This window comes from Streptomyces sp. NPDC058001, assembly GCF_042886315.1.
Taxonomy (GTDB): Bacteria; Actinomycetota; Actinomycetes; order Streptomycetales; family Streptomycetaceae; genus Streptomyces.
Map to the genome: position 1 here is coordinate 148,167 of NZ_JBHVQT010000015.1, position 13,324 is coordinate 161,490.

Annotated in this window: 11 protein-coding genes; 1 reads left to right on the forward strand and 10 read right to left on the reverse strand. The window is 70.6% G+C overall.

Annotated elements, in window-relative coordinates:
• Window positions 1-98: 98 nt before the first annotated feature.
• From aroB to ACFVT5_RS33865, 9 genes are all read right to left on the reverse strand, one after another.
• Window positions 99-1,193 (reverse strand): 3-dehydroquinate synthase, encoded by a 1,095-nt coding sequence (aroB, locus tag ACFVT5_RS33825; RefSeq protein ID WP_389895985.1) that lies wholly within the window; start codon window positions 1,191-1,193, stop codon window positions 99-101.
• The gene (locus ACFVT5_RS33830) at window positions 1,190-1,759 is read right to left on the reverse strand and encodes a shikimate kinase (protein ID WP_389895987.1); all 570 of its coding nucleotides are present in this window, start codon (window positions 1,757-1,759) and stop codon (window positions 1,190-1,192) included. Before ACFVT5_RS33830 ends, aroB begins: the two co-directional genes overlap by 4 nt.
• A gap of 5 nt (window positions 1,760-1,764) precedes the next feature.
• Window positions 1,765-2,949: a chorismate synthase gene (aroC, locus tag ACFVT5_RS33835; protein WP_389895989.1), complete on the reverse strand. Its 1,185-nt coding sequence runs from the start codon at window positions 2,947-2,949 to the stop codon at window positions 1,765-1,767.
• A gap of 192 nt (window positions 2,950-3,141) precedes the next feature.
• Entirely contained in the window at window positions 3,142-4,020 is an 879-nt protein-coding gene (locus tag ACFVT5_RS33840) for a shikimate dehydrogenase (RefSeq protein ID WP_389895991.1), read from the reverse strand.
• Window positions 3,995-5,854, reverse strand: a complete 1,860-nt coding sequence (mltG, locus tag ACFVT5_RS33845) for an endolytic transglycosylase MltG (protein WP_389895994.1) — start codon at window positions 5,852-5,854, stop codon at window positions 3,995-3,997. Before mltG ends, ACFVT5_RS33840 begins: the two co-directional genes overlap by 26 nt.
• Before the next feature lie 122 nt (window positions 5,855-5,976).
• Window positions 5,977-6,441 carry a Holliday junction resolvase RuvX gene (ruvX, locus tag ACFVT5_RS33850; protein ID WP_389895996.1) on the reverse strand — a complete coding sequence of 155 codons (465 nt, stop codon included), beginning with the start codon at window positions 6,439-6,441 and terminating at the stop codon, window positions 5,977-5,979.
• A complete protein-coding gene (gene alaS / locus ACFVT5_RS33855; protein WP_389895999.1) occupies window positions 6,441-9,113 on the reverse strand; it encodes an alanine--tRNA ligase in 2,673 nt (890 codons plus the stop codon). Before alaS ends, ruvX begins: the two co-directional genes overlap by 1 nt.
• On the reverse strand, window positions 9,113-9,475 hold the full coding sequence (locus ACFVT5_RS33860) for a DUF6167 family protein (protein ID WP_389896001.1): 363 nt from the start codon (window positions 9,473-9,475) through the stop codon (window positions 9,113-9,115). Before ACFVT5_RS33860 ends, alaS begins: the two co-directional genes overlap by 1 nt.
• A 7-nt stretch (window positions 9,476-9,482) precedes the next feature.
• The gene (locus ACFVT5_RS33865) at window positions 9,483-9,926 is read right to left on the reverse strand and encodes a DUF948 domain-containing protein (RefSeq protein ID WP_389896003.1); all 444 of its coding nucleotides are present in this window, start codon (window positions 9,924-9,926) and stop codon (window positions 9,483-9,485) included.
• Window positions 9,927-10,186: 260 nt separating this feature from the next.
• Here ACFVT5_RS33865 and ACFVT5_RS33870 point away from each other — a divergent pair, with 260 nt between their 5' ends.
• Window positions 10,187-12,337 carry an ATP-binding protein gene (locus ACFVT5_RS33870; RefSeq protein WP_389896006.1) on the forward strand — a complete coding sequence of 717 codons (2,151 nt, stop codon included), beginning with the start codon at window positions 10,187-10,189 and terminating at the stop codon, window positions 12,335-12,337.
• A 36-nt stretch (window positions 12,338-12,373) separates the two neighbouring features.
• On the opposite strand, the gene rpsD is transcribed toward ACFVT5_RS33870, so the two are convergent.
• A complete protein-coding gene (rpsD, locus tag ACFVT5_RS33875; RefSeq protein ID WP_389896008.1) occupies window positions 12,374-12,988 on the reverse strand; it encodes a 30S ribosomal protein S4 in 615 nt (204 codons plus the stop codon).
• Between the last annotated feature and the right edge of the window lie 336 nt (window positions 12,989-13,324).

Consider the following 13,324-nt stretch of genomic DNA (forward strand, 5'->3'; position numbering starts at 1 on the left):
CCGGGGAGTGCCCGGGTGCGGGGTGGCTCGTTCTGTTCGGTCGCCTGCCGTCGGCCAATTCGTCACGTACCGTCGGTCAATTCGTCACGTACCGCCGGTTACTCGGCCACCTCGCCGTACGCGGCGAGCAGCACGGCCGGGTCGGGCCCCTCCAGGACGGTGGGCTTGGCGAGACCGTCGAGGACGATGAACCGCAGCAGGTCGCCCCGGGACTTCTTGTCGACCTTCATGGTCTCCAGGAGCTTGGGCCACTGGTCGTAGCGGTAACTGAGGGGCAGTCCGACGGCTTCGAGGACCGTGCGGTGCCGGTCGGCCGTCGCGTCGTCCAACCGTCCGGCGAGACGGCCGAGTTCGGCGGCGAAGTGCATCCCGACGGCGACGGCGGCGCCGTGCCGCCACTGGTAGCGCTCGTTCTTCTCGATGGCGTGCGCGAGGGTGTGACCGTAGTTCAGGATCTCCCGCAGCCCGGACTCCTTCAAGTCACCGGAGACCACCTCGGCCTTGACCCTGATGGACCGTTCGATCAGCTCGGCGGTGCGCGGCCCCGAGGGGGTGCGGGCGGCCTCCGGGTCCTCCTCGATCAGGTCGAGGATCACCGGGTCGGCGATGAATCCGGCCTTGATGATCTCGGCGAGCCCGGACACGTAGTCGTTCACGGAGAGCGAGTCCAGCGCGGCGAGGTCGCACAGCACCCCGGCCGGCGGGTGGAAGGAGCCGACGAGGTTCTTGCCCTCGGCGGTGTTGATGCCGGTCTTGCCGCCGACCGCGGCGTCCACCATGGCGAGCACGGTCGTCGGTACGGCGATCCAGCGCACCCCGCGCAGCCAGGTCGCCGCGACGAATCCGGCGAGGTCGGTGGTGGCGCCGCCGCCGACCCCGACGATGACGTCGCTGCGGGTGAAGCCGGACTGTCCGAGCGCCTTCCAGCAGTACGCGGCGACCTCGGCGGTCTTCGCCTCCTCGGCGTTGGGCACCTGGATGGCGACGGCTTCGAAGCCCTGCTCGGCGAGGTCGGCGCGCAGTGCCTCGCCGGTGCCTTCGAGCGCCTCAGGGTGGATCACGGCGACACGCTTGACCCGGTCGCCGATCAACGCGCCCAGCTCACCGAGCAGTTGGCGTCCGACGAGCACCTCGTAGGGCTCGGTGCCCGCCGTGCCGCCGATCTGGATCCGGGTGAGTGCCTGCTCGTTCATGCCTTCTCCTGCCGGGGGTCCTGGTCCTGGTCCGGGCTCCGGCCGCCGGGGCCCGCCGCCTTCAGCTCCAGGGCGTCGAGGACCGCGTGGGCGACCTCTTCGGGGGTGCGGCCGTCGGTGGCGACGACGGCCCGTGCGACGTCGGTGTAGTGGTGGCGGCGGGCTTCCATCAGCTCGCGCCACTGGCGGCGCGGGTTGACGGCGAGCAGCGGCCGGGCGACGTTCAGGCCGGTGCGCTTCACGGCCTCCTCGACGTCCATCGACAGATAGACGACCGGGTGACTGGCGAGCAGGGCGCGGGTGTCGGCGTCGAGGACGGCGCCGCCGCCGAGCGAGAGGACGCCCGGGTGTTCGGCGAGCGCGGTGCGGACGGCTGCCTTCTCGGCGGCGCGGAAGTAGGGCTCGCCCTCGTCCAGGAAGAGGTCCGAGATGCTGCGGCCCTCGGCGGCCACGATGTCGTCGTCGGTGTCGCGGTACGCGCGGTCCAGCCAGGTGGCGAGGAGTGCGCCGACCGTGGACTTGCCCACGCCCATCGGCCCGACGAGGACGACGGTGGGCCCGGTCACGGCGGTCACCGGATGTGCAGGTTGTCGAGGTACGAGCGGACGTTGCGCCGGGTCTCCGGGACGCTGTCGCCGCCGAACTTCTCGGCGACCGCGTCGGCGAGGACCAGCGCCACCATCGCCTCGGCGACGATGCCGGCCGCCGGCACGGCGCACACGTCGGAGCGCTGGTGGTGGGCCTTGGTGGCCTCGCCGGTGGAGACGTCGACGGTGGCGAGGGCGCGGGGCACGGTCGCGATGGGCTTCATCGCGGCCCGTACACGCAGGAGTTCGCCGGTGCTCAGGCCGCCCTCGGTGCCGCCCGAGCGGCCGGTCGAGCGCCGGATGCCGTCGGCCGTGGAGACGATCTCGTCGTGCGCCTGCGAGCCGGGGACCCGGGCCAGTCCGAAGCCGTCGCCGACCTCGACGCCCTTGATGGCCTGGATGCCCATGAGCGCGCCGGCGAGCCGGGCGTCCAGGCGCCGGTCCCAGTGCACATGCGAGCCGAGGCCGACCGGCACACCGTAGGAGAGGACCTCGACGACGCCGCCGAGGGTGTCGCCGTCCTTGTGGGCCTGGTCGATCTCGGCGACCATCGCCTTCGACGCGTCGGCGTCCAGGCAGCGCACCGGGTCCGCGTCGAGCTTCTCGACATCGCCGGGCACGGGCAGGACGCCGTACGGGGCCTTCGCGGACGCCAGCTCCACGACATGGCTGACGATCTCGATACCGGCGGTCTCCTTGAGGAAGGAGCGGGCCACCGCGCCGAGGGCGACCCGGGCCGCGGTCTCCCGTGCGGAGGCGCGTTCCAGGATCGGACGGGCCTCGTCGAAGCCGTACTTCTGCATGCCCGCGAGGTCGGCGTGGCCGGGGCGGGGGCGGGTGAGCGGGGCGTTGCGCGCGAGCTGGTCGAGTTCGGCCGGGTCAACCGGGTCGGCGGACATGACCTGGTCCCACTTGGGCCACTCGGTGTTGCCGACCATGATGGCGACCGGGGAGCCGATGGTCAGGCCGTGCCGGACGCCGCCGAGGAAGGTGACCTGGTCCTGCTCGAACTTCATCCGGGCGCCGCGTCCATAGCCGAGGCGGCGGCGGGCGAGGTGGTCGGCCACCATCTCCGTGGTGATCGGGACACCGGCGGGAAGTCCCTCCAATGTCGCCACCAGTGCGGGGCCGTGCGACTCCCCCGCGGTCAGCCAGCGCAACCTGCTCAACGGTGCTCCTCTTGCTCGCGCCTGGATCGTGCGGCGGCGCGGCCGGGGTACGCACCCCTGCCCCGCCCCTTCGATCCTCCCACGTCCGGCGAATTGCCCACGCGCAAGGTCCACCACGCGGACAGCGCCGGGTCCTGGCGGACGCCGGACGGGATCCGCTCGCCTCGGTACTCCTCTTCCCGTCAGGACCGGTCAGCGGTCCTTCAGGGCTCGTTCCCCTGCGTGCCGCATCGCCGCCAGCGGGCCGGTCGACACGCCCGTCATCTGTTCCACCTGGAGGACCGCCTGGTGGACCAGGAGGTCGAGCCCTCCGACGACGGCCCCGCCGTGGGCGGACCACCGTGCCGCGAGCGCCGTGGGCCACGGCTCGTAGAGCACGTCGAAGAGGGTGGCCGGTCGGGCGGGCACCTCAAGGGCCAGGGCGTCCGTCGCCCCCGCGGGGGTCGTCGCGATCACCAGAGGAGCCCGCAGGGCGCGCCCGGCGTCCGCCCAGTCCGCCGTCCGCACATCGAGGTCGAGGCGCTCGCCCCACTGCCGCATCTCGGCGGCGCGCTCGGGCCCCCGGACATACGCGACGATCTCGCCCGTACAGATCCGGGCCAGCGCGGCGAGCGCGGAGGACGCGGTGGCCCCCGCCCCGAGCACGGCGGCACTCTCCACGCTCTCGACCCCGCGTTCCCGCAGCGCCGCGACCATTCCGGGGACGTCGGTGTTGTCTCCGACCCGGCGCCCGTCGTCGGTGAAGACGACGGTGTTGACGGCCCCGACGGACGCCGCGGTCGCGCTGACCGTGTCGAGCAGCGGTATCACGGCCCGCTTGAGCGGCATCGTCAGTGACAGTCCCGCCCAGTCGTCCCCGAGCCCGTCGAAGAACCCGGGCAGCCCGGTCTCGTCCACCTCGAAACGGTCGTACGTCCAGCCGTCGAGGCCCAGTTCCTCGTACGCGGCCCGGTGCAGCACCGGGGAGAGGGAGTGCGCGATCGGTGAGCCGAGAACCGCCGCACGGCGACTCTCCGCCCGCGCCTGCCCGCGCGCCCGCTCCCGCTCAGCCGTCGTTCTGCCGTCGTTCATTGAATTCCTGAACCAGTTTGTCGTGCTCGGCCAAGTCCGTCGTGAACTTGGTCGTCTTTCCGTCGACGGAGACGAAGAACATCCAGCCACCGCCGTCGGGTTCGATGGCCGCCCTCATCGCTTCATCGCCCGGGTTACCGATCGGCCCCGGCGGCAGGCCCCGGTAGACGTAGGTGTTGTACGGGTCGTCGAAGTTCCGGATTTCCTTCACCGAAATATCGATCTTGCTCTGACCCTTGGCGTAATTGTAGGTCGAGTCGAATTCGAGCTTCTGGTTGGTGGCCGTGTTCGTGTCCTTGAGGCGGTTGTACACGACGGCGGCCATCTTCTTGAAGTCGTCGTGCGTCATACCCTCGGCCTGCACCAGGCTCGCGACCGTGACGACCTGCAACGGATCCTTGAGATTGAGGTCCTTGGCCTTCTTCTCCAGGTCGTACTCGTCGTACTTCGACTTGGCCTGCGCCACCATCTTCTTCAGGACATCGGCAGGCTTCATACCCTTGGCCACGGGATAACTGGCGGGGAAGAGGAATCCTTCCAGCGGATCCTTTATATCCTTGTTCGTATTCGCCCAGGAAGGCAGCCCGAGAGATTTCAGGTCCTTCTTCGCGACATCCTTCGTCGTACCTTCGGGCAATTCGAGCCGCTTGTCGATCTGCTCGTACACCCAGGCGTTTCTGCGGCCCTCGGCGATGATGAGGTTGTTACGGCTCTTGGGGCTGAGCATCAGCGCGACAGCACTGTCGGCCGACATCTGCTTCTTCATCGTGTAGACGCCGGCCTGGATCGTGTTGCCCTTGGCGTTCTGCGCCTGCGCGGCCACGAACGCGTCCACGCTCTTGACGACGCCGGCCTCCTTGAGCTTCTGCCCGATGGCATAGCCGCCCGCACCCTTGGGGATCTCCACGATGACGGTCGAGGAGAGTCCGTCACCCGCGAAGTCCGGGGCCTTGCCGAACTTGTTTTGGTAGAACTGGTAGCCGAAATAGCCCACACCGCCGAGTCCACCCGCGAAGACCAGGGTGACGACCAGGCACGCACAGCCGCTGCGGCGCTTCTTCCCTTTGCCGCCGCGTCCGCGCCGGTCACCGCGTCCGCCGCGCCGACTGCGGGACTCTTCCTCGGCGTCGTCGTCATCGTCCCCGCCGGAGAAGAAGGCGTGTTCGCCCTGGTCCGGTCCCGGATCCCAGTCCGGCTTCGGTTCGGGAGCGGCTCGACGCCGGGCGGGCGGCTCGGGCGGCGGGTACGCGTCGGGGGTGCCGTAGTAGTCGGGGTGCTCACCGGTGTACCCGGGGTGCCGGCCGCCGTAGGGGTCGGCGGGGTCGGCACCGTACGGCAGCTGGCCGTGGCTTCCGGTGTCCCAGGTGCCCTGGTACTGCTGGTCGTACCCGGTCTGCTGTCCTTGGACCTGCTGCTGCCCCTGCACCTGCTGCTGCCCGGTGCCCCACTCGTCGTACTGCTGCTGAGGGTGCTGGGGGTGCTGCGCCTGCTGGGGGTGCTGGGGTTGATGCGGCTGCTGACCCTGCGGCTGCTGGTGCTGACCATGCTGCTGCTGGGCATGCGGCTGCTGACCGTAGTGCTGCTGGTCGTACTGCTCCGGCTGCTGAGGCTGCTGGTAGTACGGCTGCTGCTGCGGGTGACCTTGCTGGGCATGCCCCTGCTGCGGGTACTGCCCCTGGGGCTGCTGCGGCTGCTGCGGATACTGCTGCTGCGGCTGGCCGCCGTAGGGCGCCTGGCCGTCGGCCACCTGCTGCCCTCCCCATCCGATGTCCCCGTACAACGGGTCCTCCGGATGCCACGGTTCGGGGCCTGAGCCCCGGCCATACTCAGTCATCGATCCCCTAGAGCCGCGAGGCGGCGGCTGCTGGGCTCGTGGCACGGCATCGCATCCACCTCTTTGCTGTGCGGCGGCTGTTCGAACACCGCCGCATCGCGCGGAACGTTACCGTATCGCGATCAGATGACCACTTCGACGCCCTCACCCGGCGGCTTGCCTGACGCCCGTTCGGACTCCAGCGCGCTCTGAAGGATGACAACGGCCGCCACCTGGTCGATCACCGACCGGCCCTTCTTCGCGTTCACCCCCGAGGCGCGCAGTCCCTGGCCGGCCGTCACCGTGGTCATCCTCTCGTCCACGAGCCGGACCCCGACCGGCGCGATCCCCCGGGCGAGTTCCCCGGCGAACGAGCGGACCTTGACCGCGGCCGGTCCCTCGCCCCCTTTGAGGGAGCGCGGGAGTCCGACCACGACTTCGATCGGCTCGTACTCCTCGACGAGTTGGCGCAGCCTCCGGTGGGCGGCCGGCACATCGCGTCCCGGCACGGTCTCCACCGGTGTGGCGAGGATCCCGTCGGGGTCGCACGAGGCGACGCCGATCCGGGCGTCCCCGACATCGATCGCGAGGCGACGGCCGCGGCGCATCAGGAGGCGGTGTCCGCGACGAGGCGTTCGACGGCGTCGACGGCCTCACCGATCGCGGCCGGGTGCTGGCCGCCGCCCTGGGCGACGTCGGGCTTGCCGCCACCGCCGCCGCCGAGGGTCTTCGCGGCCGTACGGACCAGGTCACCGGCCTTGAGTCCGCGCTCGCGCGCGGCCTCGTTGGTGGCGATGACGGTCAGCGGCTTGCCGCCCACCGTGCTGAACAGGGCGACCACGGCCGGGCGTCCGCCCTGGATACGGCCGCGGACGTCGAGGACCAGGCGGCGCAGATCGTCGGCGGTGGTGCCGTCGGGGACCTGGCCGGTCACCAGGGCGACACCCCGTACGTCCTTGGCGCTGTCGGCGAGACCGGCGGCGGCCTGGAGGACCTTCTCCGCGCGGAACTTCTCGATCTCCTTCTCGGCGTCCTTCAGCTTGGCGAGCATGCCGGCGATCTTCTCGGGCAGTTCCTCGGAGCGGCCCTTCACCAGCTCCTGGAGCTGGGCGACGACCGTGTGCTCACGGGCCAGGAAGTTGTAGGCGTCGACGCCGACCAGGGCCTCGATCCGGCGCACTCCGGAGCCGATCGAGGACTCGCCGAGCAGCTTGACCAGGCCGAGCTGGGCGGTGTTGTGGACATGCGTACCGCCGCACAGCTCCTTGGAGAAGTCGCCGATGGTGACGACCCGCACCCGCTCGCCGTACTTCTCGCCGAACTCGGCGATGGCGCCCTGCTTCTTGGCCTCGTCGATGCTCATGACCTCGGCCTGGACGTCCAGGTCGCGGGCGAGCACCTCGTTGATCTTCTGTTCGACGTCCGTGAGGACCGCGCCCGGCACGGCGGACGGGGAGCCGAAGTCGAAGCGGAAGCGGCCGGGCTGGTTCTCGGAACCGGCCTGGGCGGCCGTCGGGCCGAGGGCGTCGCGCAGCGCCTGGTGCGTGAGGTGCGTGGCGGAGTGGGCGCGGGCGATGGACTTGCGGCGGCGGGTGTCGATGGTGGCCTGGGCGGAGGCACCGACGGTGACCTCGCCGACCTGGACGACGCCCTTGTGGACGTACACCCCGGGGACCGGCTTCTGGCAGTCGCGTACCTCCACGACGGCGCCGGAGTCGAGCCGGATACGGCCGGTGTCACCGATCTGGCCACCGCCCTCGGCGTAGAACGGGGTGCGGTCGAGGACGATCTCGACCTCGTCGCCCTCGGTGGCGGCGGGCGAGGGGACACCGTCGACCAGGATGCCGACGACGGTGGACTCGCCCTCCGTGTCGGCGTACCCGATGAAGTCGGTCTCGCCGGCGGCGTCGGCGATGGTGCGGTAGGCACCGAGGTCGGCATGGCCGGTCTTCTTGGCGAGGGCGTCGGCCTTGGCGCGCTCCCGCTGCTCCTTCATCAGGCGCCGGAAGCCGTCCTCGTCCACGGAGAGGCCCTGTTCGGCGGCCATCTCCAGGGTGAGGTCGATCGGGAAGCCCCAGGTGTCGTGGAGCAGGAACGCCTTGTCGCCGGCGAGCACCTTGCCGCCGCCGGCCTTGGTGTCGGTGACGGCTGTGTCGAGGATGTTGGTGCCGGCCTTGAGGGTCTTGAGGAAGGCGGCCTCCTCGGCGAGGGCGACGGTCTCGATGCGCGGCCGCTCGCTCTCCAGCTCGGGGTACTGCTCGCTCATCGACCGGATGACGGTGTCGACCAGCTCGCCGGCGACGGGTCCGGTGGCGCCGAGCAGGCGCATGTTGCGGATGGCGCGGCGCATGATGCGGCGCAGGACATAGCCCCGGCCCTCGTTGCCGGGGGTGACGCCGTCGCCGATGAGCATGACCGAGGTGCGCATGTGGTCGGAGACGACGCGCAGCGAGACATCGCTGCCGTGGTTCTCGCCGTACCGCACACCGGTGAGGGCGGTGGCCTTGTCGATCACGACACGGGAGGTGTCGATCTCGTACATGTTCTGGACGCCCTGGAGGATCATCGCGAGGCGTTCGAGGCCGAGGCCGGTGTCGATGTTCTTGCTCGGCAGGTCCCCGATGATCTCGAAGTCCTCCTTGCCGGTGCCCTCGCCCCGCTCGTACTGCATGAAGACGAGGTTCCAGATCTCTACGTACCGCTCGTCGTTGACGGCGGGGCCGCCCTCTTCGCCGAACTCGGGGCCGCGGTCGTAGTTGATCTCGGAACAGGGGCCGCAGGGGCCGGGGACGCCCATGGACCAGAAGTTCGGGCCCATGCCGAGGCGCTGGATGCGCTCGGCGGGGACGCCGATGACGTCACGCCAGATGCGCTCGGCCTCGTCGTCGTCCTTGTAGACGGTGATCCAGAGCCGCTCCGGGTCCAGGCCGTACCCGCCGTCCGCCACGGAGCTGGTGAGCAGCTCCCAGGCGTAGGTGATGGCGCCTTCCTTGAAGTAGTCGCCGAAGGAGAAGTTGCCGCACATCTGGAAGAAGGTGCCGTGCCGGGTGGTCCTGCCGACCTCTTCGATGTCCGGGGTGCGGACGCACTTCTGCACGCTGGTGGCGCGGTCGAAGGGCGGCTTGACCTCGCCGAGGAAGTAGGGCTTGAAGGGGACCATGCCCGCGGGGACGAGGAGCAGCGTCGGGTCGTCCGCGATCAGTGACGCCGACGGCACGACGGTGTGCCCGCGCTCCTCGAAGAAGCGCAGCCAGCGGCGGCGGATTTCAGCCGACTCCATCAGTGGTCCCCATTTCTGGTCGTTCCTTTGTGCGAGTACGTCGCCCTGGCCACGTGCTCGGTGTGCTCGGTGCTTCCGACGGCCGGGCCCTGGAGTGCGGCGGTGGCGCGCTGCGAGGGCAGTTCGCGGTCGACCGGTGTGTCCAGGCCGAGCGACTCGCCCAGTTCCGCTTCCCGCTGGGCCATGCCGTCGCGGATGTCGAGGGCGAAGTCCTTGAGGCGGTGGCCCGCGTCGAGCGCCTTGTTCGCCGCTTGCGCGGCCAGGCTCTCCGGGGTCAGCTGCCGGAGCTTGCTGTGCACCTTGGTGGTGGCCCAGACGCCGGCGGCTGCGCCCGCGGTGAACCAGAACGTACGGCGGAACATCGCTGCGTCAGTCCTTCTTCCGCTTGCCCCGCCGCCCGGTCGGGACGGCACGGCCCACGATCACGGTACGCCGGGACGGCTCGGTGGGCGGGTTCGTCGCGGGCGCGCTCCTGCGGCCGATGGCCCTGCGCACTCCGTAGCCGAACGCCGCGACCTTGACCAGTGGGCCGCCGAAGGTGGAGGCGACGGTGGTGGAGAGCGCGGAGGCGTTCGACGTGACTTCCTGGACGTCGGACGCGATGGCGTCGACGCGGTCGATCTGGGTCTGTGCGGAGCGCACGGCCGCGGAGGCGTCGGCGAGCAGCGGGACGGCCTGGTCGGTCACGTCCGCGACGAGTTGGGTGGTCGCCCTGAGCGTCTGGGCCAGCCTCCCCAGCGCCACGGCGAGGAAGGAGACCAGGATCGCCCAGAAGACGGCCACCAGGATCCCGGCAACCTCTCCACCCGACACTGTGCACCGCTCCTTGAGACATGGGCCCCGGAACCTGGGATCCAGGGCGCCCCGAACATCGAAAAGTGTTTCCCGAGCCTATCGCGCCGGGGCCGCCGCTCCGTACCGGATTACCGTCCGTCGGCGCGGGGATTGCCGCGAAGCGATTGTACGGAGTGTTTACACGCGGGTACGCTCCGTACCTCATGCCACGCTCTCGGCGCCCAGGCTCCCGGACGAACGATTCCGCACGGCTTTCAGGGACTTCACGGATCTCCACGATGAACAGCGGTCTCCCGTTGGAACTCAACGCCTTTGTCGGACGCTCCACCGAACTCGCGGGCCTGGCCGAAGCGCTGACGGCCTCCCGCCTGGTGACCGTCACCGGGGTCGGCGGGGTCGGCAAGTCGCGGCTGGCCGCGCGCGCGGCGGCCGACCTCGCTCCGAGAGACGGTGTCCGGCTGGTCGAACTGGCGCCGGTACGCGGTACGGAGCTGGTGGAGTACGCGGTCCTGGAAGGGCTCGGGCTCACCGATCACACGTCGCGTCCGGCCCGTCAGGTTCTACTCGACTGGTTCGCCGACCGTGAACTGCTGCTCCTCGTCGACGGGTTCGAGCATGTGGTGGACTCGTGCGCGGCGCTGCTGCGGGAGTTGCTGAGCCGGGCGCCGGGGCTGCGGGTCCTTGCGACCGGGCGCAGGCCGCTTGCGGTCGCCGGCGAGCAGGTGTTCCCGGTGGGTCCGTTGCCGGAGCGGGACGCGGTCGCGCTGTTCGTGCGGCGCGCGGTGGCGGTGGTGCCGGGTTTCGCGTTGAACGACGGCAACGGTCCTGACGTACGGGACGTGTGCCGTCGCCTCGACGGCATTCCGCTGGCGGTGGAGCTGGCCGCGGGCCGCCTGTCGGCGCTGTCGCCCGGTCAGTTGCTGCACCGCCTCGACGACCGGTTCCGACTGCTGACGGGCGGCGGCCGGGATGTACTGCCGCGGCATCAGACGCTGCGTACGGCGATCGGCTGGAGCCATGAACTGTGCACGCCTCAGGAGCGGTTGCTGTGGGCGCGGCTCTCGGTGTTCTCGGGGCCGTTCGACCTGGAGGCCGTGGAGTACGTGTGCAGCGGTGACGGGCTGCACGCGGACCGGGTGCTCGATGTGCTGACCGAGCTGATCGCGCAGTCCGTGGTGAGCCGCGACGAGTGTCCGGCGGGGGTGCGCTACGGCATGCTCGACACGGTGCGCGCGTACGGCGCCGAGTGGCTGGAGGCGACCGGGGACGCGGTCCGGCTGCGGCGCCGGCACCGGGACTGGTTCATGGGGCTCGCCACCTGGTGCGAGCTGGACTGGTTCTCGCCCCGGCAGGCGGAGATCGCCGCGCGGGTGGAGGCGGAGCTGCCGAATCTGCGGATCGCCCTGGAGTTCTCGCTGAGCGAGCCGGGCGAGGCGCATCTGGGGCAGCATCTGGCGGGGACGCTCTGGTTCTACTGGGTGGGCTGCGGCCGGCTGTCGGAGGGCCGGCACTGGCTGGAGCGGAGTGTGGAACCGGACGACGGGTCCGGACCTGCCGGCGCCGACGACTACACGGAGGCGCGGCTGAAGGCGCTGTGGGTGCTCGGTTATGTCGCGATTCTCCAGGGGGACATGGTGCCCGCGCTCGCGGCGCTGCACGAGTGCCGGGCGGAGGCGGAGCTGACGGGCAACGCCACGGCGGTCGCGTATGCCGAGCACCGCACGGGTTGCCTGGCGCTGGTCACGGACGACGCGCGGCGCGCGGAAGAGCTGTTGCGGTCGGCTCTCGGTCAGTACCGGGAGATCGGCGAACTCAACAGCAATGTACTGATGGCGCAGGTCGAGTTGGCGATGTCGCTCGTCTTCCAGGGGGACATCAGCGAGGCGGTCGGGCTGTGCGAGGACGTGCGGCGGGTGTGCGAGGACCACGGGGAGCGGTGGACCCTCGCGTACGCCCTGTTCGTCCTCGGGTACGCGGCGTGGGCGTCGGACGACCTGGGGCAGGCCCGGCGGCTGCTTGAGGAGTGCCTGGTCATCGACCACACGTTCCACGATCTGCTCGGCACGGTCCTGGCCCTGGAACTGCTCGCGCTGATCACGGAGTCGGAGGGCGACCCGGCGGAGGCGGCGATGCTCCAGGGTGCGGCGGGCCTCATCTGGCCGTCGGTGGGTCTGCCGCTGTTCGGCTCGGAGCACTACAACGCGCCGCACGAACTGTGCGAGGCGCGGGCCCGGGAGCGGCTGGGCGACGTCCGGTACGAGGAGTGCGTACGCGCGGGGGCGCGGCTCGGTACGGACGCGGCGGTGGCGCGTGCGCTGGGCGGGAGCGGCAAGCGGCTGCCCGGACCACGTGCGCAGGTGCCGACGCCGCCGGGAACGCGAGAACCCGCCGCCTCCCCGGCTCCGAAGAGCGAGGAGACGACGGGCTGAGGCGCCGGGGCCTGTCGGCCCGGTACCGCGTCCGGGTCAGCGGGCGTAGTACTCGACGACGAGCTGCTCGTCGCAGATCACCGGGATCTCCTTGCGCTGCGGGTCGCGGTCCAGACGGAACGCGAGCGCGCGCAGGTTGACCTGGAGGTAGCGCGGGGTCTCGCCGTCGGGGGCGAAGCCGCCCTCGCGGGAGACCTGGAACAGCGACTTCTCGCGGGACCGCTCGCGGACCATCACGACATCGTCGGGGCGGACGCGGAAGGACGGCTTGTCGACCTTCTTGCCGTTGACCTCGATGTGGCCGTGGACGACCATCTGGCGGGCCTGGTAGATGGTGCGGGCGATGCCCGAGCGCAGCACGAGCGCGTCGAGGCGGCGCTCCAGCTCGATGATCAGGGCCTCACCGGTCTTGCCCTGGACCTTGCTGGCGCGGTCGTAGGCACGGACCAGCTGACGCTCGGAGACGTCGTACTGGGCGCGAAGGCGCTGCTTCTCCAGCAGACGGACCTTGTAGTCCGAGTTCTGCTTGCGGCCACGGCCGTGCTCACCCGGGGGGTAGGGGCGGGCCTCGAAGTACTTGACGGCCTTCGGGGTCAGCGCGATGCCGAGGGCACGCGACTTCTTGACCTTGGGGCGGGACTGGTTCGTCACTTACCGAACCTCTCTGTCTCTGTGAAATCGGCTTCACCAGGGTTAGGGGAGGTCGCATCCGCAGCCTGGGGAAACCCTCCGTGACCTGCCGTTTCGGGCCGGTCGGGCGGGCAGCCGCTCCCCTGGTCTGGGCACATACGTGCAGCACGCGAGTGGCCCACCGACCGCCGTGGGTACGGGGTGGTGGGCTGCCCGCGACACCGTTCGACGGTGCGCGACGCTCCTGGATCGCCGGCCCGGAGGCCGGGGCTCCGGCTGCTTGTCCCGTTCTGGTGATGCCGGTCGGAACCGGACACGGGACGCAGCGCTTCAACAGAGTTTACCGGGTCGGCGGGG